The sequence below is a fragment of the Enterobacter cloacae complex sp. IR53041 genome (assembly GCF_049238285.1).
Lineage (GTDB): Bacteria > Pseudomonadota > Gammaproteobacteria > Enterobacterales > Enterobacteriaceae > Enterobacter > Enterobacter roggenkampii.
Map to the genome: position 1 here is coordinate 1 of NZ_JBMKHB010000029.1, position 26,750 is coordinate 26,750.

Consider the following 26,750-nt stretch of genomic DNA (forward strand, 5'->3'; position numbering starts at 1 on the left):
AAGTGAACTGCAGTTGCCATGTTTTACGGCAGTGAGAGCAGAGATAGCGCTGATGTCCGGCAGTGCTTTTACCGTTACGCACCACGCCTTCAGTACCTGAGCAGGAGGGACAACTGATAGAAACAGAAGCCACTGGAGCACCTCAAAAACACCATCATACACTAAATCAGTAAGTTGGCACCATTACCCACCTTTCCTCATTTTCTGACTCTGCTGGCTTCTTCTGGCCAAACACCCTTGCCAATACCGCTTTGCAGGCATCTGCCTGTGCTATTCTTGCAGAAACATGCAAAACGGAGAATTGATAATGGCCGACTGGAACCCTTCTCTTTACCTGCAATTTGGCGCAGAAAGAACGCGTCCGGCCGCAGAACTGCTCGCCAGAGTTCCTCTGGATGAGGCCGCTACCATCGCGGATTTGGGCTGCGGACCGGGAAACAGCACCGCGCTGCTGAAGCATCGCTGGCCTTCTGCTCACATCACCGGGGTCGATAACTCCCCTGCCATGCTCGAGGAAGCACGCGCCGCCTTACCCGATTGCCATTTTGTAGAGGCCGATATTCGTCAGTACACGCCCGGCCAGCCGCTGAGCCTGATTTATGCCAACGCGTCGCTGCAATGGGTTCCGGACCATTACGATCTCCTGCCGCATCTAGTCTCCCTGCTTAAGCTAAATGGCGTGCTGGCGATCCAGATGCCTGATAACTGGCTGGAACCCACCCATGTGGCGATGCGTGAAGTGGCGCTGGAGCAAGACTACCCAGATCGTGGCCGCGAACCGCTGCCGGGCGTACACGCTTATTACGATATTCTGTCGGAAGCTGGCTGTGACGTGGATATCTGGCGGACAACCTATTATCACAAAATGAGCTCTCATCAGGCGATTATTGACTGGGTAAGCGCCACCGGCCTGCGCCCCTGGCTTCAGGAACTGAACGAGAGCGAGCAGAAACGGTTCCTGAAACGCTACCATGAACTGCTGGAAGAGCAGTATCCGCTCCAGGAAAACGGGCAGATACTGCTGGCTTTTCCAAGGTTGTTTATCGTGGCTCAACGCCAGCCCTGATCCGATTATGAGCGGGCTTCTTTGAGCAGTTGCTGGATAACCTTTTCCTGTTGCTCATAGTCACCTTCGCCAAAGGCGGTATAGCGCAGCTGCCCTTTGGCATCAAAATAGTAATGTGCTGGCCAGTACTGATTGCCGAACGCATTCCAGATTTGATAGTTGTTATCCGTCACCACCCGATACGGCAGTTGCCATTTATTCACCGCATTTTTAACCGACGACAGCGGTTTCTCCCAGGGATATTCCGGGGTGTGAACGCCAATCACCACCAGACCCTGCGGCTGGTACTTTGTGGCCCACTCCCGCACATGGGGGAGCGTATGCTGGCAATTAATGCAGTCCCACGTCCAGAAATCAATCAGTACAACCTTTCCCCGTAACGATTCAGACGTGACAGGGTCACCGTTTATCCACCCTGTTCCACCGCTTAGCGAAGGCAGCTGGCTGCTGGGCTCTGTCATGACTACCGGCTGGAGCTTCACCGGCGCGGTGGCAGGTTTCGCCAGATTCAAGAGCGCCGTCTCAAGACGGTCCGCGACGCCGTTTGCCCCTTTCAGTAGCGAAGTCATCCCCGTCGCGTTCAGGATGACTGCGGCTAACATCGCCACCCCCGCACCCTGACGCAGCTTCGCCATTAGCGCCGATTTTGCTCTCAGTGGTGCCATCAGCGAGCGTCCGCCAAACACGAGTAGACCCAGCATCAGCGCGCATCCGCTGCCATAGGCGGCAAGCAGTGCGCCTGTGGCGATGGCCGAATGCCCCGCAATATTAATGCTGAAAATCGTGCCCAGAATAGGCCCGGCGCAGGGAGACCAGAGCAGCCCAACCGCTAGCCCGGCCAGAAAAGCCGATGCCATTCCGCGCGTTTGCCCGCTGCGGCTGTTGAGAACATTTCCCGCGCTGACGGCCGGTCCCGCAATACGCTGGGCGAAAGACGGGAAAATCAATGCCAGCGCGGCGGTGGCCAGAATGACGAGCGCGATCCAGCGCCCGACAATGGTTGCCTCTGTTATCCACTCGCTGGCGACGGAGACGACCATTGCCACCAGGGTGAACATCACGATCATCCCCGCAAGCAGGGCCAGAATATGCCGACGCTGCCCCTGGAAACCGGCGAACAGGAGTGGAATAACCGGGAGCGTACATGGGCTGAGCAGGCTTATCATCCCGCCCAGAAAAGCGATTACCAGAAACATAGTGACCTCACATGACATGTCCTGCGACACTGCAGTGAGGCTATTTCATCGTGCGGATGTGTTCAGGGTATGTGTAAACGCGTGGGTTTTGTCTGGCTCTGTATCGCCCAGGCCGGGAGATACAAAGCCGTACAATTTTACGAACGACGCGGTAGCGTAATGGCGACATACAGTCCGCCCCCGGCGCGGTTCGCCAGCCTGAGTTTTCCTTCCAGCTGTGCGGTCAGCTGCGCGGCAATCGCCAGGCCGAGTCCTGTCCCGCCGGTATCGCGGTTACGCGAGGTTTCAACCCGATAAAACGGCTGCAGAACCGCCTCCAGCTCGGCTTCGGGTATTCCCGGTCCGTCGTCCATAATGTGAATAATGACCTCGCTGTCCGACGAAACGTCTATCGCAATCGCAGCACGCTCGCCGAATTTGAGGGCGTTATCCAGCAGGTTGGTCATCACCCGGCGAAGCGCCTGCGGCCGCGTGACGATGGGCAAGCGGGTTTCGCTTGCCTGAAAGTGCACGTTTTTACCGATGTCCTGATAATCGCAGGCGATGCTGTTGATCCAGGCGTTCAGCTCCAGCTTCAGTGACGTCTCCTCCAGTGATTCCGATGACCGGGCATACGCAATGCCCTCCCGCACCAGACGAGACATGTTATCAAGGTCGTTCAGGAGCTTGTCGCGAAGTTCAGGCTCTCCGGCCATTTCGACGCGCAGCTTCATGCGGGTAATGGGCGTCTGGAGATCGTGAGAAATCGAGGCCAGGATCTGCGCGCGTTCCCGGAGATAAGACTGTATGCGCGCCTGCATGGCGTTGAAGGCATGCGCTGCCCGCTGCACCTCAAGCGGCCCTTTTTCCGTCATAGGCTTGCTGGCCGCCGGATCCAGCGCATCCACCGCGCGGGTAAAGTGTGAAAAAGGCCGTACCACCTGCCGCACGGCGATCCAGGCGCAGACGGCCAGTACGAGCAGTTGCAGGATGAGGACGACCGGTAGCCAGCTGGCGACGGGCGGCATGCGTGGGATCAGGTCAATGGTCAGCGGTGCGCCATCACGTAACGTAAGGTGGGCCTGAATATGTGAAATGGCGCCAGGAACGGCGGTAAAGCTAAGCGGGTAATGCGCGGCCAGCGTCGCTTTTAAGGTTCTGATGGCGTCCTGCGAACGCTTATCCGTCGGCTCTGCGCCGGGTTCCCCTGTGCCCAGGATATAACGATAGTTACCTCGTTCAAGCCGCGGCAGCCAGGCGGCGCGTTCGCTGGCCGGTAAGCGATCTAAAATGGCGACGCTGGTTGCGACATCGTTTTCCAGATTACCGAGCATCACCGTGCGGGCGCTGTGCATGCGTTCAACCATGACCAGCGTCAGGCTCAGGGCGTTAGCCAGCAGCAGACCGGCCAGCACGACGAGCAGCAAACGGGCCAGCAGCGAGCGCGGCCAGATCGTCATTCGTTAACCTCTTTGATGGTCACCGGCATCGTAAAGACGTAGCCTTCGCTGCGCACGGTTTTGATATAGGCGGGCGTGCGGGCATCTTCATTGAGACGCTGGCGAACCCGGCTAACCAGCAGGTCGATTGAGCGTTCAAACAGCTCGGCGTCTCGCCCCTGCGTCAGGTTGAGCAATTGGTCTCGGGTCAGCACGCGCTGCGGATGGTCAAGGAAAACGCGCAGCAGACGATACTCCGCTCCGCTGAGCGCGACGATCACCCCTTCCGGGTCGATTAAGTGGCGAGCGACGGTATCGAGCTGCCATTCACCGAATATCACCAGACGCCCTGCTTCCGTCACCTGTAAATTGGGCGGCATCGCGCGAAAACGCCGTAAAATCGCTTTAATGCGCGCCAGTAGTTCACGCGCGACAAACGGCTTCACGACGTAATCATCCGCCCCCATTTCCAGACCCAGGATCCTGTCCGTCTCCTCGTTACGCGCGGTCAGCATCAGAATGGGCAAATCTTTATACTTCCCGACGCGCAGCTCTCGACACAGCGTAAGGCCGTCGTCACCGGGCATCATAATATCCAGCACCACCAGGTCGATATGCTGTTTATCCAGCACGGCACGCATCTCTTTGCCGTTCGCCGCGCCGGAGGCGCGATAACCGGACTTAACGAGATAGTCGACAATCAGTTCACGAATATCCCTGTCGTCATCGACGACAAGGATGTGGTCAATATGTTCCACCGAACTCTCCAGACCGAAGGGTAACGTACTGAAAATAGCACATTTCACAGCTTGTCCGCGTCGATAACCGCCTTAACGAAATCCTGCGGATCTTCCTGAGGCGGATTGTGCCCCACGGTTGCGCCGAAGGTGCGGTGCTCATATTTGCCGGTAAATTTAGCTGCATAGGCCTGCGGTGCCGGATGCGGCGCGCCGTTGTTGCCGCCTTCGATGGTGATCGTTGGTACGGTGATATTCGGCAGCGTGGCCAGTTTTTGCTCGTAGCGGTCGTATTTGCGCTCGCCTTTTTCCAGCCCTAAACGCCAGCGATAGTTACTGAGCGTCACCGCGACGTGGTCCGGGTTATCGAGGGATTTGGCGCTGGCGTTAAAGACCGCGTCGCTGAATTTCCAGTCAGGCGAGGCCTGCGACCAGATTAAGCACGCAAAGTCATGCGTGTTTTTGGCATAGCCTTCCGCACCGCGCTCTGTCGCAAAATAGAATTGATACCACCACTGCTGCTCTGCTTTTGGCGGCAGCGGCTGTTTGCCAATCTGCTGGCTGCTGATGAGATACCCGCTCACCGACACCAGTGATTTTACGCGCTCTGGCCACAGCGCCGCGACGATATCCGCCGTCCGGGCACCCCAGTCATATCCTGCAAACACCGCCTGCCGGATATTCAGGGCATCCATCAGATTAACGATATCTTTCGCCATCGCCGAGGGCTGGCCGTTGCGCGGTGTGTTTGCTGACAGGAAGCGCGTGGTACCGTAGCCGCGCAGAGACGGCACAATGACCCGGTAGCCTTTTGCCGCCAGAGCGGGTGCGACCTCGGCGTAGCTGTGAATATCGTAGGGCCAGCCGTGCAATAAAATAACCGGCTGACCGTCTTTCGGGCCAATGTCGACATAACCGACGTTCAGATCGCCAGCGTTAATTTGCTGGGGATGATCAAAGGCGGCCGCGAAATTCGTGCCGGTGGCTTCCGCCTGACAGGACATCACGGTGCCAAGCGAAACGGTCAGTGCGAGGGTTGAGTAAGCAAGTTTGCTGAACATGTTGGTATCTCCGGTTGAGTACAATTCACGGGGATATCACAACACCTCAATGTATAGCGGATATGTGCGAAAGCGGGTTTATTGCAAGCCTGTGTATGTATCCGGGACGCTGATACAGTGTGATACAAACACAGGCCTTGAAGTCTTAGAGGGAGAGACGGTAGCGGACGTAGTCGTCAGCTTCACCATATTTGTCATAAAGTTTACGCGCCGGATTGTTCTCCCGGGTGACCCAGTACAGTTTCGACCACCCTTCGCGCTTGCCTTCCTCAATCAGAGCGTCAATGAGCGCCTTACCGGCCCCCGCCCCGCGTTCGGCAGCATCAACAAACAGATCTTCCAGGTAGCAGATGGGCGCGGTTGACCAGGTGCCTTCGTGCAGAACACACATTGCGAAACCGATGATCTTTTCGTCCTTCTCCACGACCCGGCAGAACATCGATGAATGCGCTGAGAGCGCCCTTTCCCACGTCGCTGCGGTGACGGATTCCTCAAGGTAGCAATCATAAAAATGGGTATAGCCGTCCCACAGCAGTCGCCATTGGGAATAATCGTCTTTGTATAGCGGTCGTACCGTAACAGCCATGTTTTCCTCACATTACAGAGTAATCGCCATTTCAAAACAGCGTAAATCAGCCCCCGCCATACGCGAGTGATGATAGTTTTCGCGCAGCGTCACAAACCCCAGCTTCTGATAAAACGACTGGGCGTTAGGCGTTGCATCAAGCGTCAGGCGGGTTATCCCCCGGCTGCGGGCCTCATGTTTGAGGGCCTCAATAATCCGGGTCGCCATGCCTTTGCCGGAGGCTGCGGGCAAGGTGAAAATCGCCTCCAGGCAATGGGTATCCAGATCGAGGTAGCCGGTTGCCGCAACATCGCCCTTTTCATCTTCAACCACGTAAAAAGGGTATTCAATGACCATGTGCCGATAGCGTTCGGGCATCAGATCGGGCGTCCAGCGCGCAATGACCTCAGCGTCGTAACTGGTTGTACAGCCGTGACGAATCGCCTGATTGCGTATATTCCAGAGTGTTTCGGCTTCCTGTGGCGTGGCTTTTCGTAATGTCATAACCTCCCCCTTTAACGGCTTTTTAGCCGCATTTCCCGTGCCAATCTGGCAAGACGCTGAGTACGACAATAGAGCGTAAACAGAACAAAGCCGCTGCCGTTCATCACCACCCGACAAAGTAACAGCGCGAAAGATGCAATGACGTGTGGCCAGAGGCTTCCATCATGAGAAAGCATGACATGTAGAACCTGAACGAGGGTCGTTATCAGCAGGATGATGAACAACGCCATAAAGCCCGACAATCCCGACGTCCTTCCACGAGCCAGTAGTACGCTTGTCACAATGAGCGCGCCTGTCATCGTCAATGATGGTAAGAAAAAGCTCAATGCATGATGTAAAGGTGACAAACCCTGCAACGTGCTGAGAAAAGGCAAAAGGTTTAGCGCAAACGCCACTAAAAACAGAGGTAACAGCATAGCTACCGGGTAAGGATTTTGACGCGGAAGCTCGCTGAGGGGTCGCGAAAAATACCGTTCCAGCTCGGGAGTGGAATTATCCAGAAGGCGGGTATCACGACGAGCAATAGCCTCCTCTATATCTTTACCATGTTGCAGGAGATCCTGGAAAACCCGTCCGGTTAACAAACTCAAAAACTTCATCAGAATACCGCCAGTGACTGAATGGTACCGATAATGTATTTACCGGTCCGTGGTAAGTTACTGGGCGCTGCAATAACGCCGCTCACCGCACTTCCTGCTAATGCTGCGGCACTTGTTACCACTTGCCCAAGTTGTCGAGTGAGTTCTACCTGAACCGGCCCGGTTGGAAAGCGTTTCGGATAAAGACCCGCGCGGATAAGAGCCTTGATTTCTTTGTTGCTTATACCGGGGTTTTGCGCGCGAATTATCAATTCGGTCAAACGAGCACGATCCTGACGAGGATAGCTTTTTAACCATTCAGTGGCTTTCAAGGAAGATATGGATTTCATTGCACGCCAGGTGGTAACGGCTTCTTTTAATGCCCCACCTGCACTTGCTAACGAAATTACATCCAGTGATGTGGAGGTGGCGACGTACCATTCTTGCGTATCGAGCCATGCAACATTTCCGCCACCGTTTTCAACCAGATCATAAATTCGATAAAGACCGTTAACACATTGTAATCCGGTAGCGAGAGTACCAGCGTAGCCGATAGCCACTAAAACACCACTGCCTCCTGCGGTAAGAGGTGTTGCTGCCGTGCCTGCAAGCATTACACCTCCAGTAATGATCATCGCGCCACAGGATAGTACAGTCGACGCAAGCTCAGTACCCATGGATGTCGATGTCACAGCGTCAGTCAATGATTTACCTACGCTGGATGTGGATGGCTGCGAATTCGCTTTCGTTACAATTACGTGGGTTACAATACCACTTTGGCCATTAGGATGACGCTGACCAGAGCGAACCAGGTAGCGTTGAGTACCATCAGAATAAATGATACCGGCCTGAGCAAATTCGCGATTACAGTCCATGGCGGAACCCAGTGCTTTGAAATCGAAATCTGCAGCCCCTAAACCTGCCATTCGCGCATAATCATAACCGGGGAGATTGGTCTCAGGATTCATTCCAGGCAAAACCATACATTATTCCTTATGTGGGTAGGTAAGTTAGCCCAACTAATCTGATGGTAGTCGAACGCTCAGCAGAGCAAAATTTTGGTAGTAAATACGTTACAACGCAACTAAACAGAACGTCATATAGATGAAAATACCAGAACGCAAACAAAAGCATAACGCCTAAATAGGGAGATCCGCGCATGACAATACCGACGCTCACGACAGAACGTTTACTGCTGAAACCGCTGGTTGCGGAAGATGCCGTCCAGATACAAACGCTGTATCCGCGCTGGGAGATCGTCCGCTATATGGTCTCTTCCGTACCCTGGCCCTATCCGGATAACGGCGCGGAAAACTATGTCAACAACGTGGCGCTGCCGGATATGGCGAAAGGGATTGCCTGGTTCTGGAGCATCCGGCGACGTGAGGTGCCGGATGAATTGATGGGCATTATTTGCCTGTACGACGTCGAGGATAACAACCGCGGGTTCTGGCTCGCGCCGGAGTTTCAGGGGCACGGATATATGCGCGAAGCCAGCATTGCCGCGACGGATTACTGGTTCAACACGCTAAACAAATCCGTTTTGCGGGCCCCGAAGGCCGCCGCCAACAGCCGCTCCCGTCGTATTTCGGACAGTAGCGGCATGCGGCTTATCAGAACGGAGAAGAAAGCCTACGTCAGCGGGATGCTGGACTCCGAGCTGTGGGAGATTACCCGCGACGAGTGGAACGCCCGTCAGGTCAGCTGATAGTGCTTATCCGGCATCAGCCTGTCCGGAATGTTCTCTTCATCATTCATCTGCAGCAGATCGCGTTCCATCATGTTGCAGATGGCGTCCAGCGGCAGGTCGTTATCTTCCGTGCCAAACGGGTCTTCCAGCTCTTCCGCCAGGGTGTCCAGCGAAATAAAGGTGTAGGAAATCAGCGCAGAGACAAAGGGCGTCATGTAGTGCAGGTCCACAACCAGCGCGAACGGCAGCATGATGCAGAACAGATATACCGTGCGGTGCAAAATCAGCGTGTAGGCAAACGGCACCGGCGTGGTCGCAATGCGCTCGCAGCCGGAAAGGACGATAGACATGTCGTTCAGACGGTTGTTCAGGCTATGGAACAGAATGTCTGAGAGTTGCCCGTTTCGCCGCCGCACGGCCAGCCACTCCCCCATCATCAGCAAAATACGGTTCGCCGGTGAGTTGGCGTCCATGACTTTACGTAAATCCTCCGCAGCAAGATAACGAGAGAGCTGCTCAGCATTCAGTTCCCGGCGCAGGGTCATGCGCAGACAGTTGGCGAAAGCAATCTGCAGGCGGACAAATTCGCCGAGGTGCTTATCGTCGGGTAAGGTGTTTTTTACCTCGCGAAACAGCGAGCGTGCCGCTATCATCAACTGCCCCCAGAGCAGCCTCGCCTCAACGTAGCGTGAATAACAGGCGTTGTTTCTGAAACCCAGAAAGATAGCGATCGCCACGCCGAGAATGCTGAATGGCGCCACGGTAAATTTGATACCGAGCGAGGTATACCACGGCAACATCAGGATAACGGCGATAGAGAGCAGGAAGTTGAGCAGCAATCGGGTATAGATCTTGGGAAGTACCGAACCGTGCCAGACAAAAATCAGTTGTAGCCAGTGCTGTTTAGGACGAACGATCATAGTGAGTTTCAGACAAGAAAAGAGCGAGGCTATTAAACGTGATCCCCGTCACCGTTGCAAGCTTGTTAACGGGACATTGCATTTTCTCCCCTGATTAGCGAAATTCGCACGGTGCTGCATGTGCTTTTTAAAAACAAAGCACATAGTATGTTGTAACTAAATGGGGCCTATTCAAACCCGGCCGAAGCCGGGTGAATGCATTAGCAAAGCGGTTTAACCGCGGCGCGCATGCCCTTAAGCAGAATGGCATCCAAATCCAGCGTCACCTGGTCGACAAGACCGCTTACCTGCGTCAAGTCCTGCTCCCAGTGGTCGCGTGCGCTGAGCACCGACTGCACCAGTTCACGGGTGCTAAGCTGCCGATCGCGGTGCTGCGCCCACAGCTGCTGATAACGTTCCAGCCAGCGTGCATCATCCTGCACCGGATAGCTCTCCCCGTTACGCTCCGCGCGATAAAACGCGATCAATGCGGCCAGAGCAAACGTCAGGCGAGCCGGTAATTGCCCCGTCGCCGTCTGCCCTGCCAGCAGCTGCGGCAGGATGCGGGTGCGGTATTTGGTCATACCGTTAAGCGCGATGGAGAGCAGCTGGTGTCTGATGTAGGGATTACGAAAACGTCCTGTCACCGCACTGGCGAACGATTCCAGCTCGTTACACGGCAAATCGAGGACCGGAATGATCTCCTGATAAATTGCTTTTTCGACGAACGCGCAGACCTCGGCATCATTCATCGCCTCGCCTACCGTATCCAGCCCGGCCTGGAAGGCGACCGGCACCAGCGCCGTGTGCGCGCCGTTCAGAATGGCCACCTTGCGTTCTTTGTAGGGCCTGATGTCGTCGACAATCAGCACGTTTAACGGGTACTTATCCAGACGAAGTTCGTGCGAAAGAGATGCCGGTCCCTGAATCACAAACAGATAAAAATGTTCGGCCGTGTCGAGGAACCCATCGTGATAATCCAGTTCAGCCTCCAGTGCGGCCGCTTCATCGCGGGGATAGCCTGTCACGATACGGTCAACCAGCGTCGAGCAGAAGCTGTTGGCGTCGTTGAGCCACTGAATAAAGGCAGCAGGCAGCGCCCACTCCTGCGCATAGCGCAAGACGAGTTCACGCAGTGCGTCACCGTTGTAGTCAATCAGCTCGCAGGGAATGATTATCCAGCCCTTGTCAGCCGCACCGTTGAAGTGGCTAAAGCGCTCAAACAGCAGACGCGTCAGCTTCGCCGGATAGCTCACCGCAGGGGCATCGTCGACGCTGTCACCCGCGTGGTAGCTGATACCCGCTTCGGTGGTGTTCGAGAATACAAACCGCATATCGGGATTGTGAGCCAGTTTCAGAAATGCGCCATAGTCGTCATAGACGCTGATTTCCCGGTTAACGGAGCGGATCAGCCGGGCCTCGCTCACCGCCTCGCCCTGCTCATTCAGGCCACGAACGATCGTGGTGTACAACCCATCCTGGGTGCTTAACGACGGCGGGAAGTCGCTCTGAATCGGGCGTACGATTACCACGCCAGCGTTAAGATCGGTATGTTCGTTTAACAGGTCAATTTGCCAGTCGACAAACGCACGCAGGAAATTGCCTTCACCAAACTGAATGATGCGTTCTGGATAGTGCGCACCGGGAAAATCACGACGGTTGAGCGTGTTCACAAGGGGATTCCTTTTATGATTAGTCATACAGCCTGATAAGATTGGTACGATAACTTATCAAAACTTAACGACCGGAAACCCTGTTTTGATCAATCCGCGGTGCGGTTGTGCAAAATAATTATAAGAACTTATAAAAGACAGAGGTGGCGGTCATGGCGCCGTCAGGCATCAGCGCGTAGCGCGGGATCTCACCAACTTTTTGCCAGCCGGCACGCAGGTAGAAAATTTCGGCCCCGCTGCCGGTGGAGGTATCGAGCACCAGCACAGAAATGTCTCTGGCCCGGGCCTCAGCCTCCAGCGCTTCCATTAACGCCATTGCTGCCCCTTTTCGACGCGCTTTCTCATGCACCAGCAGCTTCGCCACATCCGCCCGGTGCGGCTGGTTTTCCGGCTGGTCTGCGATCAGCTGCACCGTTCCAATGACCCCGTCCTGCGCATCGACGCAGGCAAGCACCAGCCGCTCGCCTCGCGCGACGCTTTCGGCAATACCGCGCCAGAAAGTACGGGCCTTGTCGAGGCTAAAAGGGAGCATAAAGCTGACGGATGCCCCGCCGTTTACGCAGTTTTCGAGGATCCCGGCCAGCGCATCAAGATGGATGAGGATCTCTTCCCGGGTGAGGGTTTTGATTTGCAGTGAGGTATTCATTGTTTTTCCTTACGTTGAATACGCTCACTTTGGGTTTAACAACTTATTAACGCAAGCGGTTCGGACATAGGCTTTTATTATGTCACCGGGCGCGCTGGCGCTGCTGCTTCATGGCATACATCTTTTCATCGGCATCTTTTAACCACTGTTGCAGGTCGTTGCCGTTATGATCGAATTCACTGAGCCCCCATGAGAAGTGTAGCGACCACGGGTGAAGCTTGCGGGCGTTATAGCTTTCCACCTGCTCGGCGAGATACTGCATGGCTATCCAGGCGCCCTGCTCGTCGGTATCCGCGAACAGCACCGCGAACTCATCCCCGCCAAAACGCACCAGCATATCGGCCTCACGGAAAGCGCTGCGCATCAGCTGCGCCATAACTTTAAGCGCCTTATCGCCCTCTTCATGCCCGTAGCGATCGTTAATCTCCTTAAAGCGATCCAAATCCAGCCAGCCGAGCGTCAGCGGCTCCGCCCGGCGTCGGGCAACCGAAAGCGTAAACCGCACCAGCTGATTAAAGCCCCGGCGGTTGAATAAGCCGGTTAACTCATCCGTGGTCGCCGCGCTGATGGCGGCAAACTCATCTTCTGCCAGCGCGCCCAGGTCTCCCAGCACGGCAAGATCGGCCGCCGAGAACTCACGGGGGGCGTAATCAATCAGACACAGCGAACCCACGCTGGCGCCATCCCGTAAGCGCAGCGGGAAGCCCGCATAAAAACGCACGCGAGGTTCACCCGCCACCAGCGGATTATCCGCAAAACGATCGTCCTGCAGCATATCCCCAACCACCAGCGGTGCTTCGGTGAGGATCGTATGGCCACAAAACGAGATATTACGCGGAACGGTGTCAGGCGCCTTGCCATCGGCCGACTTCACGATTAGCGAGTGCTCATCAATGAGGTTGACCATTGCCAGCGGCACCTGGAAGAAGCGCTTCGCCAGACGCGTAAGCCGGTCAAACGCCGGGGAACTGTCGATCTCAAGCAGACCTGATTCGCGCAGCGAGTTCAGTCTGTCTGTTTCATTTTCAGGGGTTGCAGGTGCTTTCATAATGTCTCCTGACGTAAAGCGTTACTAAAAGCGTAGCTTAAACAGTGACATTGTCAGTGTTCTGACAGTCTGTTAAGCCACTTGCTATTCACGTCAATGCCTTATGACGATTAACGCAGCTCTGTTTCATGCCCGGTGGCGGCAGTAATATGCTCGTCCGCGACCCGGGCGCTGGTACGATTTCGACCCGCTTTTTTTGAACGATAGAGGTGATCGTCCGCTTCGGTCATGAGTTTGTTGAAGACCTCGGTTAACTGCCATGCCTCCGCCTTCCCGCTTCCAAGGCCAATACTGACCGTCAGAGAGAGCGTTTGCTGACGCCATGTAAAAGGATGGTTAGCGACGGTAGTTCTGATACGTTCCGCCAGTTCATAACCGTGTCGAGCGTCGCCAGAGTTGACCACCACCGCGAACTCTTCCCCGCCCATACGCGCGACCATCCCGTCTTCACCGACCACCTGCTGAACCTGCCGGGCGAATGACGCCAGCACGCGGTCGCCACACTCGTGGCCGTAGTTATCGTTGATGCTTTTGAAGTAATCGATATCCAGCAGCATAACGGTCAGGAAACGCGAATGGCGGTGCGTCTCTTCGTGTTTTAACGCCTCATAAAGTCCGGAACGCGAATAAACCTGCGTTAAAAAGTCATAATCCGCCCGCAGGGAAACCTGACGGATCAGGGAATTAATGGCTGCCATGCTGACGGAAACCAGCACCGGACAGATCGCCATCGTGGCAATACCCAGCCGGGCAGAAAACATCATTGGGGTGGTCAGCGGTGTCGCCACGGCAATATTAATCACCGAGTTGGCGACCAGAATAATTTCAATGGCGCCCGTGACAAACGTCAGCAAGCAGGTCACAGGCAATGGGTAGCGTACCGCACACCAGATAAGCGCAGGCAGTGGAAAAGAGAGGCTCCCCGCGCCGCCAATCACGACTGACGCGACCACCGAGACGATCAGCGCAATAACCGGTAACAGCTGCTCCAGACGTAACCTGAATTCGCGCACGGGCATGCCTATCGTGAGCATACACGGCACAACAAGCACGCCGGTTGAGAACTGCTCGCTAAACCAGTCGGCAAAGAGCGGCCAGAAGGTGTGGCTGTCAATCCCGACCGACCCTACCGCGCCGAGCAGTGCGCACAGCAGCGCAGCGATCAGGCAGTAGTTGAACAGGCGTAATGCGTTAAGCGGATCCGGGGTTTTCTTCATCAGCCGCCTGTCACGCTGAATCAGCACGGCGACCACAACGATAAAGACCATGTTAGACAGGTTGATCACCACGGAGGCTATCCCCCAGTTGGTCGTCACCGCGTCGTACATCAGCATGGCAACATAGGATACCGCGTAGTAATGCAGGCGATTCAGAAAAACATAGCGGGCAAAGATCCCTGCCATCACGCCGTTGAGGGGCCAGAACAGCGACAAGGCTTCCACGAGACGTAATTCCGCCCCCACAAAATAGAACAAAGTGGTGAGGATAAAGATCGTCGATGCATTTCGCAGCGGCGTGTCAGGCTGGAACGGCCTGAAAGCGGTAAGAGCAGAACGCATTAAATTTCATTCCATATGAAAGCTTATGGCAGTTATTGCGGTCGTCAGCACGATCGGCGCTCACTTAGGATGAATCTATAACACAAATATAACGGGATCATAACTCGTCAAATTTAGGCGTTCATCTGGAGCACCAGCCAGTGGTGAATCACGCTGACGATATACTGCTGCTGCTGCGCGGTGAGCTGAACACCGTGAGGAATATTATGCCATTTCGCCAGACAGCCCCGGCAACAGGTGGCGGTGGCATGCTGGGCGATAAATACCGGGTGACCGCGCATGGGCGTCTGTTTGCCGTCATTCGCGGGTTGTGCAGGGGCAAGGCGCTTTTCGACAAAATCAGCGGCATGCTGATCAATGGTATCGGGGCCTTTATCCCAGCAATACTGCCGTTCCTTATCGCCTAAGCGGAAGCGCGAGCGAAACGTCGATCGCGCCAGACGGGAAAAAAGGGGATCCAGGTCAGACATCAGTAAACGGAACGTCCCATACGCTGGGTCAGTTTCTCCAGAACCGCGACACCGGCAAGGGAATTTCCCGTTTCGTCCAGCTCGGGGCTCCAGACCGCAATCGCCATTTCATGCGGTACAATCGCCACCACTCCGCCGCCCACGCCCGACTTGGCCGGGAGGCCAACGCGCCAGGCAAACTCGCCGGCGTTTTGATACATCCCGCTGGTTGCCATCAGCGCGTTGACCTGGCGCGCCTGCAGAGGAGAAACCACCTCCTGGTCGAGGTGCGGCGCGTGCCCCTGATGCGCAAGGAACAGGAACGTCTGAGCCAGCTCAACGCAGCTCATTTTCAGGGCGCAGTAGTGGAAATAGTTTTGCAGGACGGTCGCCACGTCGTTATGGAAGTTGCCGAAGGATTTCATCAGCCACGCGATGGCCGCGTTACGGGCAGAGTGTTCGAACTCCGAGCGGGCCACCACCGGATCGTAGGCAATGTCGTCAACCCCCGAGAGCTGGCGTACTATCTCCAGCATTCGCTGACGCGGTGCGCTGAGGCGGCTCTGCAGCATATCGCAGACCACCAGCGCCCCGGCGTTGATAAAGGGATTGCGCGGTTTACCCTGCTCGATTTCAAGCTGAAGCAGCGAGTTAAAAGGCTGGCCGGACGGATCTTTACCCACGCGCTGCCAGATTTCGTCTTCTTCATACTGGCGCATCGCCGCAACCAGACTGAGCACTTTCGAAATGGACTGAATGGAAAAACGTTCTGTTGCATCCCCTGCCTGGAATCGCTGTCCGTCGATGGTGCAGATAGCAATACCCAGCTTATTCCCGCTGACCGAGGCAAGGGCCGGAATATAGTCGGCAACCTTCCCCTTTCCAATTAACGGACGAACCTGCGCCAGAATCTCGTCCAACATCTCATTATGGATGACCGCAGCCACACTTTGCTCCTTGCCCTCAGGCTAAAACGGGCTGCGAGTATAACAGAGGCTTATGTATTGCGTCAGGCGCTAAGACGAAAACGCGAAACGGCCTGCAATAAAAGATCGGATTGCTTTTGCAGCCGCTCAGAGGCCTCCGAGGCGTCAGAGACCAGCAGGTCCGTCTGACGGGATACCTGATTCAGCGCCTGAAGCTGACGCGTCATCAGGTGAATACGCTCTCCCTGACTGAGCGTGGCGGTGGAGATCTCATTCAGCAAACTGCTCAAATTGCCCACCAGACCGGTGACCTGCTGCAAATTCTCTTCCATCAGGGTGACGGCACGGGAACCGTCTTCGATACCCTGCAGTGAACGGTTGATCAGCTCCTGAATGGTCTGTGTCGAGTGGCTGCTCTTTCTGGCCAGCAGTCCAACCTCGCGGGCGACGACGGCAAACCCGCGCCCCTGATTTCCGGCATGGGCGGCCTCAATGGCGGCATTCAGCGCCAGGATGTTCGTCTGAAACGCCACGCTGTCGATCATCGCCACGATCCCGCGCATCTCAGACGATCGGTCGACGATCGCCTGCATAGACGCGTTTACGGTCGACATCATCTGGTCGCCGCCCACGGCTGCCTGGCGCGCTTCATCGGCCCGGGAGCTGGCGAGTCTGGCATAGCCGGTATTCCCTTCCACGTGGCTTTCCAGCGCCGCAATATGCGCCGTCACATCCTCAAGCTCTTTCGCCTGACGTGCCGACTGCTGATACAGCTTCTGGTTACCCTGCGCCAGAGAATCAATGTTCTCCACCATGGTAGCCGTGGCGTGGCTGACCTGCGTCACCAGCTGCTGCAGGCCGTGCTGCATCGTGGCAATGCTGTCGCTAAGCTGCCCTATCTCCCGGTTGAAGCGCATGACGTTCGGCGGCGTGCCGGAGAGATCCCCTGCTGCCAGCCGGTTGATATGCGCGATGAGCCGACGCAGCGGCGTAATCACCCATCGGGACATACCGAACCAGACGACAGCAGCAATGGCGACTAACAGCAACGGGGCAAAAAGGAATAACGTTTGCAGGTCAGAAAGCTGCGCCATGAGGCTCTGACGCCCCTGCATGGCCTGCTTCTCGCTTGCCTGCTGATAGCGCGCATAGTTGTCGTTAAAATCAGTCTGAAAAGCCTGCGCCGGGACGGCAAAAAAAGCGTCGATGGTATTGGTTTTGACCAGACCTTCCGCCTGCTCTTTGATCGCGCCGTAGAAGAGCTGATAGCTGTTCACCAGGGCGTCGTCTTTCGGTGGATTCAGCGCCAGCCAGGCCTTCCACGCCTGCTGAGACACCGTCAGCGCCTTTTGCGCGTCATCCATCAGGCTGTGCCAGCTTCCGTCGGATCCGGTCTCTTTATCCTGCATAAACCACACCCCGGAGCGGTTAAGGAGATCGCTTGCCGCCAGCAGAGAGACGCGGGCCAGATCCAGCTTGCTCTGCTGCTGCCACGCCAGCAGGTTTTGCTGCTCGTTGCGCTGGGCTTCGTTCAGGGAGGCGTTAAGCAGGAATGACGAGGAGAGCTGCAGCGCGGAGAAAAGGCCAATAATGCAAAAGATCCCTGTCAGCAGGCCAAAGTGACGGGGAGTGAGACGTTGCGCAATACGGCGAAAAATTTGCGTTAGGTTCATAATTAGCTTCGTTTACAAGGCGTTAGACGCGAGCGAGTCTACGAAATGAAAATGACAGAACCATTGCAGATTAATGACAACGGCCCTCGAGATGAGGGCCGACATCGCGGGATTACACGCGATCCTTCCACACCGTCTGCACGTTGCAGAACTCGTGCAACCCAAAGTGGGAAAGTTCGCGGCCAAAGCCACTTTTCTTCACGCCGCCAAAGGCCACGCGCGCATCGCTGGCGCTAAAGCCGTTGATAAACACCCCGCCGCACTCCAGCTCGCGGGAGAAGGTTTCTGCCAGCGCATCACTGGTGGTAAAGACCGTGGCAGACAGGCCAAAATCGCTGTCGTTGGCAAGCATCAGGGCATGCTCCGCGTCTTTCGCGATAGTAATGGCCGCGACCGGACCAAACAGCTCCTGCCGGAAGGCCGTCATCGCCGGGGTGACGTTCGCCAGCACGGTTGGGGCGTAATAATTCCCCTCACCGCTGATTTTCTCACCGCCCAGCAGCAGCGTTGCACCTTCCGCCAGCGTCGCCTGCACCTGCTGATGGAGTTCATCGCGCAGGTCAAAACGCGCCATCGGGCCAATATAGTTTTCTTCCTGGTCCGGCGCGCCCAGCTTCAGCGCAGCAACCGCGTCGACAAAGCGCTGGGTAAAGGTCTTCGCAATACCCTCTTCCACAATGAAGCGTTTGGCCGCCGCGCACACCTGCCCGGTATTCTGGTAGCGGCCTGCTACCGCCGCCTTCACGGCAAGATCCAGGTCGGCATCGTTGAGGACGATGAACGGGTCAGAGCCGCCCAGCTCAAGAACACATTTTTTCAGCGCGGCCCCCGCCTGAGCACCAATGGCAGCCCCGGCACGCACGCTGCCGGTGACGGTCACCGCCGCAATACGGCGATCGTTAATCGCCTGGCTGACGCCGTCATTGGTGGCGTTTACCCAGCCGAACACGCCTTCAGGGAAACCGGCATCCGCAAAGATCTGCGCGATAAGCTCCGCCGAGCCGAGGACGTTGGGCGCGTGTTTGAGCAGATAGCTGTTACCTGCCAGCAGAATCGGCACCGCGCCGCGCAGCACCTGCCAGAGCGGGAAGTTCCACGGCATGACCGCGAGGATCGGCCCCAGCGGACGGTATTCAATGACCGCATTCTGGTTTTCGACCAGCGTCGGTTCCGCCTGCAGCATCGCCGGGCCGTGCTCGGCGTACCAGTCGCACAGGCCGGCGGATTTCGCCACTTCGGCCCGCGCCTGCTGAATGGGTTTGCCCATTTCACGGGAGATCGTCTGCGCCATCTCTTCAGCGCGATGACGCAGCGCGGCGCTAAGATCGCGCAGCTTGTGCGCCCGGTGGGAGACGCTTTCGCGACGCCACTGGCGATAGCCCGCATCGGACTGAGAAATCGCGCGGTCAACCTGTTCCGACATCGCCCACGGATACGCGGCGAGGGTTTCACCCGTTGCCGGGTTGACTGAGAAGGCATGTGTTGCAGAGGAATAAGTCATGGTGTTCTCCACGTTTTTGGGTTGATTTATTGTGGCTCACTCTGCTATTTCTTAAAAATGAATAATACTAACCACCTTATTCACGAAACGAGAACGCTATGGATTTAACCCAGCTTGAAATGTTTAACGCCGTCGCGCTGACGGGCAGTATCACCCAGGCGGCGCAGAAGGTGCATCGCGTGCCGTCAAACCTGACGACCCGCATCCGCCAGCTGGAAGCCGATCTTGGCGTTGAGCTGTTTATTCGTGAGAACCAGCGTTTGCGTTTATCCCCGGCTGGCCATAACTTTTTGCGCTACAGCAAGCAGATCCTCGCCCTGGTGGATGAAGCGCGCATGGTCGTCGCGGGGGATGAGCCGCAGGGGTTATTTGCCCTCGGCGCGCTGGAAAGTACCGCCGCCGTGCGCATTCCTGAAACGCTGGCACAGTTTAACCAGCGCTATCCGCGCATTCAGTTTGCCCTTTCTACCGGGCCGTCCGGGACGATGATTGATGGCGTACTGGAGGGAACCCTGAGCGCCGCCTTTGTCGACGGGCCACTGTCGCACCCGGAGCTGGAAGGAATGCCGGTCTATCGGGAAGAGATGATGCTGGTCACGCCTGCCGGGCAGGCGGAAATCTCACGCGCCGCGCAGGTGAGCGGCAGCGACGTTTATGCCTTTCGCGCCAACTGCTCTTATCGCCGGCACCTGGAGAGCTGGTTTCACGCTGACCGCGCCGCGCCCGGCCGCATTCACGAGATGGAGTCCTATCACGGCATGCTCGCCTGCGTCATTGCGGGCGCGGGCATCGCGCTGATGCCGCGCTCGATGCTGGAGAGTATGCCCGGGCATCATCAGGTTGAAGCCTGGCCGCTGGCGGAAAACTGGCGCTGGCTCACCACCTGGCTGGTGTGGCGACGCGGGGCAATGACCCGCCAGCTGGAGGCCTTTATAGCGCTGCTAAACGAACGTCTTCAACCAGCGCCTTCTCCATAAACAGGCTGAGCGGATCGTCAACGTACGGGGGAAACGCCGGACGCAAATCGTATCCGCACTGTTCATAAAGACGCACCGCGGCGCGCTGCCTGATGCCCGTCTCCAGCCGTACCGTATGGCAATGACGGCTCAGGGCCTCATCTTCCAGGGCGGCCAATAGCGTCTCCCCAAGGTGCTGCCCACGATGGGCCGGATCGATATAGACCCGCTTCATCTCCCCCGTACCGTCGCCGTTGAGCACGATGGCGCCACAACCAACGGCCTGAAGCTGCTGGTCGCGAATGACCATCAGGATCAGCGACGTTTCCGGCAGCGCAGCCAGATCGATCAGATGATTGCTTTCGGCGGGATAGAGTTCGCTCTGATAGCGGTCCAGCGCCGCGATCAGGCTGAGAATGTCCGGGTGACGTGCAGATTCAGAGGTAATGGAATACATGGCAGGCTCCTTGCTTTTTTTGTGAGGCTAAATGTCAACATAGCGCAGGCCTGCCAGGGTGCTTCATACAATTAACTTATCGTACCGCTCCGTTAGCGCAAAAAGATTTTCCCTTTCAGGTACAGGGTGGCCTGACCGCCAATCAGCACGCGGTCGCCCTTCATTTCGCAGCGCAGATCCCCGCCACGGTGCGCCCCCTGGTGGGCATAAAGTGACGTTTTACCCAGCTTTTCGCTCCAGTAAGGGATCAGCATGCTGTGGGCGGATCCGGTAACCGGATCTTCCGGCACCCCTTCCCCCGGGCAGAAGAAGCGGCTGACGAAGTCATATTTTTCGCCCGGCGCCGTCACGCAGACCATTTTATCCAGCGGGATCATCGCCCCAATATCCGGCGTTAACGCTTCCACCTGCTGCTGGCTCTCCAGCACCACCAGGTAATCACGTCCGACGCGCACCTCTTTTGCCTCTGGGATGCCCAGGGCGCTAAACAGCAGCGCAGGTGGGTTCTCGACCACCTCCGTTGACCACGCGGGGAAGTTCAGCGTCAGCCAGTCGCCGCTGCGTTTAACCGTCAGTTCGCCCACGAAGCGCGTGGTGAAGGTAATTTCAGTGTGCGGATAGTCAAGGTATTCGAAAATAACGTGCGATGCGGCAAGCGTAGCATGGCCGCACAGGTTAATTTCATCGAGCGTGGTAAACCAGCGCAGTTCAAACCCACCGTCGGTGCGTACAAAAAAGGCGGTCTCAGACTGGTTATGCTGCTGCGCCATTTTGAGCAGCGTCTCGTCCGGCAGCCACGCTTCCAGAGGACATACCGCTGCCGCGTTGCCGCCAAAGGTTTTGTCGCTGAAGGCATCCACCAGATAAAAATCAATTTCCTGCATTGTCTCTTCCTCTCTTGTTATGGGTTATTTAGCGCAGAAAAACTGTGCCTTTCAGATAAAGTGAAGCCTGCCCGCTCATCAGCACGCGCGAGCCTTTCAGCTCACAGCGCACGTCGCCGCCGCGCGCGGAAACCTGGCGGGCAAGCATGGCTGTTTTCCCCAACTGTTCACCCCAGTACGGGATCAGCATGGTGTGCGCGGAGCCGGTGACCGGGTCTTCCGGAACGGATACCCCGGGGGAGAAAAAGCGGCTGACAAAATCGTATTCCGCCTCACCCCGTGCCGTCACGCTCACCTTATGCTCGCCCGGCGTCATCGCCGCAAAGCGTGGCGCGAGTGCTTCAACCTGCTGGCGATTGTCCAGCACGATCAGCCAGGCGCGCCCTTTGCGGGCTGCAACGTAATGACGGATACCGAGCGCCGAGAGCATCTCCGGCGGCGGCGTCTCTTCTTGGGTTGGACATGCCGGGAAGTCCAGCGTCATCCACTCCCCCTCCCGGCTGACCGTCAGGCGGCCAGAGGCGGTATCAAAGTGGATCCGCGAGTCGGGATAATCCAGTTCATTAAACAGAACGTACGCGGCGGCAAGGGTGGCGTGGCCGCAGAGATTGACTTCGGTAAGCGTGGTAAACCAGCGTAGCTCAATGCCTCCTTTAGTGCAGACGAAAAAGGCCGTTTCCGACTGATTATGCTGCTGTGCCATTTTCAGCAAGGTCTCATCGGGTAACCATTCCTTGAGCGGACAAACGGCGGCCGGGTTGCCGCCAAACGTGGTATTGCTGAACGCATCGACCAGATAAAAATCAATCTCCTGCATTGTCTTACCGCCTGTTTTTATTGTGTTGTTCTTTTATATTCAATGAAAACAGCGCTCCCGGCTACCGCTTTCATAAGGTAAATATTGAGATCTGCGTCACATAATGGTTGAGTTTTCGCCATTCAACGTTTTAAGATCGTCTCCTCTTCTTTTCAGCAACGAATCTCCGACATCCCTATGACAACGAACACAGTTTCCCGCAGGGTCGCGTGGCTACGCGTGGTCACGCTGGCCATTGCCGCGTTTATTTTTAACACCACAGAATTTGTGCCGGTTGGGCTGTTGTCTGACATCGCTGACAGTTTCCAGATGGAAACGGCGCAGGTGGGCATTATGTTGACCATTTACGCCTGGGTAGTGGCGCTGATGTCCCTGCCGTTCATGCTGCTGACCAGCCAGATAGAGCGGCGCAGGCTGCTGATCGGTCTGTTTGTCTTGTTCATCGCGAGCCACGTGCTGTCGTTTATGGCGTGGAATTTTACGGTGCTGGTCATCAGCCGCGTCGGTATCGCCTTTGCCCATGCGGTGTTCTGGTCGATCACCGCGTCGCTGGCGATTCGCCTGGCGCCGGCAGGTAAACGCGCCCAGGCGCTGAGCCTGATTGCTACCGGTACCGCACTGGCGATGGTGCTGGGTCTGCCGATTGGCCGCATCGTGGGGCAATACTTCGGCTGGCGTACCACCTTCTTCGCCATCGGCATGGGCGCGCTGGTGACGCTGGTGTGTCTGATTAAGCTGCTGCCCGCGCTGCCGAGCGAGCATTCCGGCTCGCTGAAAAGCCTGCCGCTGCTGATGCGTCGCCCTGCGCTGCTGAGCATCTACCTGCTGACCGCCATCGTGGTAACGGCCCATTACACCGCGTATAGCTACATTGAACCGTTTGTGCAGGTGGTAGCAGGCTTTAGCGCCAACTTTGCCACCGTCTTACTGCTGATCCTCGGCGGCGCGGGGATTATTGGCAGCGTGCTGTTCGGCAAGCTGGGTAACCGGCATGCCTCCTCGCTGGTAAGCAGCGCTATCTGCCTGCTGCTGGCCTGTCTGCTGTTGCTGATGCCCGCCGCGGGCAGTGAAAGCCATCTGGCGATCCTCAGCCTGTTCTGGGGCGTGGCGATCATGATTATTGGCCTGGGCATGCAGGTGAAGGTGTTGGCCCTGGCGCCGGATGCGACGGACGTCGCCATGTCGCTGTTCTCGGGAATTTTCAATCTGGGGATTGGCGCGGGTGCGCTGGTGGGTAACCAGGTCATCCTGCACGTGTCGATGTCGGCGATTGGCTATCTGGGTGCCATTCCGGCCCTGATGGCGCTGATCTGGTCCGTGCTTATCTTCCGTAAGTGGCCGGTGGCGCTGGAGGAACAAGGGCAGCACGGGTGAGGTTTGTTTGTGCCGGGTGGCGCTGCGCTTACCCGGCCTACAAAAAGACGGATTTCGTAGGCCGGGTAAGGCGAAGCCGCCACCCGGCAATGAACTTAATGATAGGTCTTAATAATCTCCAGCACGCCGTTAATAATAAACTGCACGCCCATACAGACCAGTAAGAAGCCCATCAGGCGGGAAATCGCCTCGATACCGCCCTTGCCTACCCAGCGCATGATGGCGCCGGAGCTGCGCAGCGATGCCCACACGATAATCCCGATAATCGCAAAAATCAGCGGCGGTGCCACCGTCAGCACCCAGTCCGGGAAGGTTGCGCTGTCACGCACCGTCGACGCGGAGCTGATGATCATCGCGATGGTCCCCGGCCCCGCCGTGCTCGGCATGGCAATCGGCACGAAGGCGATATTCGCGCTCGGTTCGGTTTCCAGTTCTTCCGATTTGCTGGTCGCTTCCGGCGACTCATGCGCTTTTTGCGCCGGGAACAGCATGCGGAAACCGATAAAGGCCACGATCAGCCCCCCGGCGATACGCAGGCCGGGGATGGAAATCCCGAAGGTATTCATCACCAGTTGCCCGGCGTAGTAAGCCACCATCATGATGGCAAACACATACACCGAGGCCATCATCGACTGATGATTGCGCTCGGCGCTGTTCATATTCCCTGCCAGCCCGAGGAAAAGCGCCACCGTCGTTAACGGGTTAGCCAACGGCAGCAAGACCACCAGCCCAAGGCTGATTGCTTTAATCAAATCCAACATAGTGCGTTGTCGTCCTTATCCATATTTAACACAGCAATTATAGGGGGAAAGTGTGACATTCAGCCATGGGCGCAACGTAACGATTATTTTCCTTCTGAAAAGATAACAGGAAGTTATCTCTATGATTTGAAACACCTTAAAAAAAGTTCATGAAACGTTTTAGCAATTCGTGGCATCGGCTGATTCATTCAGTTGACTTATACTTGCCTGAGCAATAATATCTGCCGTGACTAATTACTTGCCAGGGCAACCATTGTGAAAAGCACCAGTGATATCTTTAACGACGTTGTTCCGCTGGGTCGTCTTATTCATATGGTCAATCAGAAAAAAGATCGCCTGCTCAATGACTATCTGTCACCGCTGGATATCACCGCAACACAGTTCAAAGTGCTGTGTTCCATTCGCTGCGAAGTGTGTATCACGCCGGTTGAGCTGAAAAAGGTGCTCTCTGTCGATCTGGGTGCGTTAACCCGCATGCTCGATCGTCTCGTCTGCAAAGGATGGATAGAACGAAGCCCTAACCCGAATGACAAACGCGGCGTACTGGTGAAGCTGACCAGCGATGGCGCGGCCATGTGCGAGCAATGTCATCAATTAGTAGGACAAACACTGCATCAGGAACTAACAAAAAACTTAACGGCAGATGAAGTGGCAACCCTTGAGCTTTTGCTGAAGAAAATCCTGCCGTAAACAGAAAAAAGAGGTATGACGATGTCCAGACGCAATACTGACGCTATCACCATTCATAGCATTTTGGACTGGATCGAGGATAACCTGGAATCGCCGCTCTCCCTTGAAAAAGTGTCAGAGCGTTCGGGTTACTCCAAATGGCACCTGCAACGGATGTTCAAAAAAGAGACCGGCCATTCATTAGGTCAATATATTCGCAGCCGCAAGCTGACGGAGATTGCCCAGAAACTGAAAGAAAGCAATGAGCCGATCCTTTATCTGGCGGAGCGTTACGGATTTGAATCGCAGCAAACCCTGACGCGTACGTTCAAGAACTATTTTGACGTGCCGCCTCATAAGTACCGAATCACCAGCGTGCCGGGCGAATCCCGATACCTGTATCCGTTAAAACACTGTAGTTAATCATCGCCTGTCACAGACGTAACCGAGGAAATCATGAAAGTTATCGCCTCCGCCGCCCTCGCCTTGCTGGTGCTGTTCTCCAGCCAGACCTTCGCGGAGCAAACCCCTCGTGCAACGCAGCAAAATAATCCTGATACGATGATTTTGCCGTCCGCACATGACCAGTCGCCCTATGATTTCAACCACATGGGTGCTGGTAGCGACAAATCCGACGAATTAGGCGTGCCTTATTATAATCAGCACGGCTTCTGATTCGTTTTTGCCCCGCAGACGCGGGGCTTTTTTATGCCTTTTCGCTTACCCGCGTCGTCCGACGAACCCGCAGACCAAACACGTTAATGTACAGCCCGGCCATGATCAGCACGGCACCCAACAGCTGCAGCGCGCTTAGCGTTTCATCCAGCAATATCGCCGCACTGGCAAGCCCTACCACCGGCACCAGCAGAGATAACGGCGCAACGCGCCAGGTCTCATAACGCCCCAGCAGCGATCCCCAGATCCCGTAGCCCACAATGGTGGCGACAAAGGCCAGATAGACGAGAGACAGGATCGTGGTCATATCGATGTCGACCAGACTGTTCAGCATCACCGCCGGACCGTCCAGAATACTCGACGCCAGCAGAAACGGGATAACCGGGATCAGTGCGCTCCACACCACCAGCGACATCACCGCCGGGCGCGCCTCGTGCTGCATGATCAGCTTGTTGAAGATATTTCCGCAGGCCCAGCTCAGCCCCGCCGCCAGCGTCAGCATAAACCCGAGCAGCGCCACGTGCTGACCATTCAGGCTGGCCTCGATCAGCACCAGTACGCCAAACACCGCCAGCGTGATCCCCGCCAGCTGTTTGCCCTGCAGGCGCTCGCCAAACACAAACGCCCCGAGAATAATGGTAAAGAACGCCTGCGCCTGTAACACCAGCGAGGCCAGACCGGCCGGCATACCGAACTTGATGGCGCAAAAGAGAAACGCGAACTGGCCAAAGCTGATGGTCAGACCGTAGCCCAGCAGCAGTTTAAAGGGGATCTTTGGACGCGCCACAAAGAAGATGGCCGGGAAAGCGACCAGCATAAAACGTAAGCCGGCCAGCATCAGCGGCGGCATATTGTGCAGCCCCAGCTTAATGACCACAAAATTGAGCCCCCATACTACGACTACCAGCAGTGCCAGCAGCCCGTCTTTCCGCGTCATATCCTGCCCCTGAATTATTAATAATTTGTTA

Annotated in this window: 30 protein-coding genes; 7 read left to right on the forward strand and 23 right to left on the reverse strand. The window is 56.3% G+C overall.

Annotation, left to right across the window (positions count from 1 at the left end):
* A partial coding sequence (locus tag ACOTXF_RS18320; RefSeq protein WP_421635291.1) for an IS1 family transposase occupies positions 1-133 on the reverse strand: 133 nt, incomplete at its 3' end.
* A gap of 174 nt (positions 134-307) precedes the next feature.
* On the opposite strand from ACOTXF_RS18320, the gene tam reads away from it, so the two are divergent.
* On the forward strand, positions 308-1,066 hold the full coding sequence (gene tam, locus ACOTXF_RS18325) for a trans-aconitate 2-methyltransferase (RefSeq protein ID WP_039266406.1): 759 nt from the start codon (positions 308-310) through the stop codon (positions 1,064-1,066).
* Between the two features lie 5 nt (positions 1,067-1,071).
* On the opposite strand, the gene ACOTXF_RS18330 is transcribed toward tam, so the two are convergent.
* The 8 genes from ACOTXF_RS18330 to ACOTXF_RS18365 all read right to left on the reverse strand — a co-directional run bounded on the left by ACOTXF_RS18330 (position 1,072) and on the right by ACOTXF_RS18365 (position 8,108).
* The gene (locus tag ACOTXF_RS18330; protein ID WP_045415921.1) at positions 1,072-2,262 is read right to left on the reverse strand and encodes a cytochrome c biogenesis protein/redoxin; all 1,191 of its coding nucleotides are present in this window, start codon (positions 2,260-2,262) and stop codon (positions 1,072-1,074) included.
* A 137-nt stretch (positions 2,263-2,399) separates the two neighbouring features.
* Entirely contained in the window at positions 2,400-3,701 is a 1,302-nt protein-coding gene (locus tag ACOTXF_RS18335) for an ATP-binding protein (RefSeq protein ID WP_232927095.1), read from the reverse strand.
* Positions 3,698-4,438 carry a response regulator gene (locus ACOTXF_RS18340; protein ID WP_023327475.1) on the reverse strand — a complete coding sequence of 247 codons (741 nt, stop codon included), beginning with the start codon at positions 4,436-4,438 and terminating at the stop codon, positions 3,698-3,700. Before ACOTXF_RS18340 ends, ACOTXF_RS18335 begins: the two co-directional genes overlap by 4 nt.
* A 44-nt stretch (positions 4,439-4,482) precedes the next feature.
* Positions 4,483-5,478 (reverse strand): alpha/beta fold hydrolase, encoded by a 996-nt coding sequence (locus ACOTXF_RS18345; protein ID WP_047746685.1) that lies wholly within the window; start codon positions 5,476-5,478, stop codon positions 4,483-4,485.
* 145 nt (positions 5,479-5,623) lie between these two features.
* Positions 5,624-6,064, reverse strand: coding sequence for a GNAT family N-acetyltransferase (locus ACOTXF_RS18350; protein WP_232927097.1), 441 nt, complete (start codon positions 6,062-6,064; stop codon positions 5,624-5,626).
* 12 nt (positions 6,065-6,076) lie between these two features.
* Positions 6,077-6,547 (reverse strand): GNAT family N-acetyltransferase, encoded by a 471-nt coding sequence (locus tag ACOTXF_RS18355; protein WP_045415930.1) that lies wholly within the window; start codon positions 6,545-6,547, stop codon positions 6,077-6,079.
* Positions 6,548-6,558: 11 nt separating this feature from the next.
* On the reverse strand, positions 6,559-7,146 hold the full coding sequence (locus ACOTXF_RS18360; protein ID WP_045415933.1) for a hypothetical protein: 588 nt from the start codon (positions 7,144-7,146) through the stop codon (positions 6,559-6,561).
* Positions 7,146-8,108, reverse strand: coding sequence for a hypothetical protein (locus tag ACOTXF_RS18365; protein WP_032674783.1), 963 nt, complete (start codon positions 8,106-8,108; stop codon positions 7,146-7,148). Before ACOTXF_RS18365 ends, ACOTXF_RS18360 begins: the two co-directional genes overlap by 1 nt.
* A 176-nt stretch (positions 8,109-8,284) precedes the next feature.
* Here ACOTXF_RS18365 and ACOTXF_RS18370 point away from each other — a divergent pair, with 176 nt between their 5' ends.
* Positions 8,285-8,833 carry a GNAT family N-acetyltransferase gene (locus tag ACOTXF_RS18370; RefSeq protein ID WP_032674782.1) on the forward strand — a complete coding sequence of 183 codons (549 nt, stop codon included), beginning with the start codon at positions 8,285-8,287 and terminating at the stop codon, positions 8,831-8,833.
* Here the strand turns inward: ACOTXF_RS18370 and ACOTXF_RS18375 are convergent.
* The 9 genes from ACOTXF_RS18375 to sad all read right to left on the reverse strand — a co-directional run bounded on the left by ACOTXF_RS18375 (position 8,821) and on the right by sad (position 19,189).
* Positions 8,821-9,735, reverse strand: a complete 915-nt coding sequence (locus ACOTXF_RS18375) for a bestrophin family protein (protein WP_045415936.1) — start codon at positions 9,733-9,735, stop codon at positions 8,821-8,823. The genes ACOTXF_RS18370 and ACOTXF_RS18375 overlap by 13 nt on opposite strands.
* A gap of 200 nt (positions 9,736-9,935) precedes the next feature.
* A complete protein-coding gene (locus ACOTXF_RS18380; RefSeq protein ID WP_048961962.1) occupies positions 9,936-11,387 on the reverse strand; it encodes a tagaturonate reductase in 1,452 nt (483 codons plus the stop codon).
* A 118-nt stretch (positions 11,388-11,505) separates the two neighbouring features.
* Positions 11,506-12,033 (reverse strand): GNAT family N-acetyltransferase, encoded by a 528-nt coding sequence (locus ACOTXF_RS18385; protein ID WP_021242496.1) that lies wholly within the window; start codon positions 12,031-12,033, stop codon positions 11,506-11,508.
* 82 nt (positions 12,034-12,115) lie between these two features.
* The gene (locus tag ACOTXF_RS18390) at positions 12,116-13,081 is read right to left on the reverse strand and encodes a sensor domain-containing diguanylate cyclase (protein ID WP_021242497.1); all 966 of its coding nucleotides are present in this window, start codon (positions 13,079-13,081) and stop codon (positions 12,116-12,118) included.
* Between the two features lie 110 nt (positions 13,082-13,191).
* Positions 13,192-14,640 (reverse strand): GGDEF domain-containing protein, encoded by a 1,449-nt coding sequence (locus tag ACOTXF_RS18395; RefSeq protein ID WP_021242498.1) that lies wholly within the window; start codon positions 14,638-14,640, stop codon positions 13,192-13,194.
* Positions 14,641-14,753: 113 nt separating this feature from the next.
* Positions 14,754-15,110: a DUF4186 domain-containing protein gene (locus tag ACOTXF_RS18400; protein WP_021242499.1), complete on the reverse strand. Its 357-nt coding sequence runs from the start codon at positions 15,108-15,110 to the stop codon at positions 14,754-14,756.
* Positions 15,110-16,036 (reverse strand): glutaminase B, encoded by a 927-nt coding sequence (gene glsB, locus ACOTXF_RS18405; RefSeq protein WP_008503201.1) that lies wholly within the window; start codon positions 16,034-16,036, stop codon positions 15,110-15,112. Before glsB ends, ACOTXF_RS18400 begins: the two co-directional genes overlap by 1 nt.
* A 62-nt stretch (positions 16,037-16,098) precedes the next feature.
* Complete coding sequence (locus ACOTXF_RS18410) at positions 16,099-17,688, reverse strand: methyl-accepting chemotaxis protein (protein ID WP_021242500.1); 1,590 nt, start codon at positions 17,686-17,688, stop codon at positions 16,099-16,101.
* A gap of 112 nt (positions 17,689-17,800) precedes the next feature.
* The gene (sad, locus tag ACOTXF_RS18415) at positions 17,801-19,189 is read right to left on the reverse strand and encodes a succinate-semialdehyde dehydrogenase (RefSeq protein WP_045415945.1); all 1,389 of its coding nucleotides are present in this window, start codon (positions 19,187-19,189) and stop codon (positions 17,801-17,803) included.
* Positions 19,190-19,287: 98 nt separating this feature from the next.
* On the opposite strand from sad, the gene ptrR reads away from it, so the two are divergent.
* On the forward strand, positions 19,288-20,166 hold the full coding sequence (gene ptrR / locus ACOTXF_RS18420; protein ID WP_021242502.1) for a putrescine utilization regulator PtrR: 879 nt from the start codon (positions 19,288-19,290) through the stop codon (positions 20,164-20,166).
* On the opposite strand, the gene ACOTXF_RS18425 is transcribed toward ptrR, so the two are convergent.
* From ACOTXF_RS18425 to ACOTXF_RS18435, 3 genes are all read right to left on the reverse strand, one after another.
* Positions 20,120-20,602, reverse strand: a complete 483-nt coding sequence (locus tag ACOTXF_RS18425) for a GNAT family N-acetyltransferase (RefSeq protein ID WP_045415948.1) — start codon at positions 20,600-20,602, stop codon at positions 20,120-20,122. The two genes, ptrR and ACOTXF_RS18425, sit on opposite strands and share 47 nt — an antisense overlap.
* A 92-nt stretch (positions 20,603-20,694) precedes the next feature.
* A complete protein-coding gene (locus tag ACOTXF_RS18430; RefSeq protein ID WP_045415951.1) occupies positions 20,695-21,486 on the reverse strand; it encodes a PhzF family phenazine biosynthesis protein in 792 nt (263 codons plus the stop codon).
* Positions 21,487-21,514: 28 nt separating this feature from the next.
* Entirely contained in the window at positions 21,515-22,303 is a 789-nt protein-coding gene (locus ACOTXF_RS18435; protein WP_045415954.1) for a PhzF family phenazine biosynthesis protein, read from the reverse strand.
* A gap of 177 nt (positions 22,304-22,480) precedes the next feature.
* Here ACOTXF_RS18435 and ACOTXF_RS18440 point away from each other — a divergent pair, with 177 nt between their 5' ends.
* Positions 22,481-23,677: a sugar transporter gene (locus tag ACOTXF_RS18440; RefSeq protein ID WP_045415957.1), complete on the forward strand. Its 1,197-nt coding sequence runs from the start codon at positions 22,481-22,483 to the stop codon at positions 23,675-23,677.
* A 95-nt stretch (positions 23,678-23,772) separates the two neighbouring features.
* Here the strand turns inward: ACOTXF_RS18440 and ACOTXF_RS18445 are convergent, their stop codons facing one another.
* Entirely contained in the window at positions 23,773-24,438 is a 666-nt protein-coding gene (locus tag ACOTXF_RS18445) for a MarC family NAAT transporter (RefSeq protein WP_008502235.1), read from the reverse strand.
* A 255-nt stretch (positions 24,439-24,693) separates the two neighbouring features.
* Here ACOTXF_RS18445 and marR point away from each other — a divergent pair, with 255 nt between their 5' ends.
* The 3 genes from marR to marB are packed head-to-tail and all read left to right on the forward strand — an operon-like array spanning position 24,694 to position 25,782.
* The gene (gene marR, locus ACOTXF_RS18450) at positions 24,694-25,128 is read left to right on the forward strand and encodes a multiple antibiotic resistance transcriptional regulator MarR (RefSeq protein ID WP_008502236.1); all 435 of its coding nucleotides are present in this window, start codon (positions 24,694-24,696) and stop codon (positions 25,126-25,128) included.
* Between the two features lie 21 nt (positions 25,129-25,149).
* Positions 25,150-25,530: an MDR efflux pump AcrAB transcriptional activator MarA gene (marA, locus tag ACOTXF_RS18455; protein WP_008502237.1), complete on the forward strand. Its 381-nt coding sequence runs from the start codon at positions 25,150-25,152 to the stop codon at positions 25,528-25,530.
* Between the two features lie 33 nt (positions 25,531-25,563).
* Positions 25,564-25,782 carry a multiple antibiotic resistance protein MarB gene (marB, locus tag ACOTXF_RS18460; protein WP_008502238.1) on the forward strand — a complete coding sequence of 73 codons (219 nt, stop codon included), beginning with the start codon at positions 25,564-25,566 and terminating at the stop codon, positions 25,780-25,782.
* Between the two features lie 31 nt (positions 25,783-25,813).
* Here the strand turns inward: marB and eamA are convergent, their stop codons facing one another.
* Positions 25,814-26,719, reverse strand: a complete 906-nt coding sequence (eamA, locus tag ACOTXF_RS18465) for an O-acetylserine/cysteine exporter (protein ID WP_021242508.1) — start codon at positions 26,717-26,719, stop codon at positions 25,814-25,816.
* Positions 26,720-26,750 lie beyond the last annotated feature (31 nt).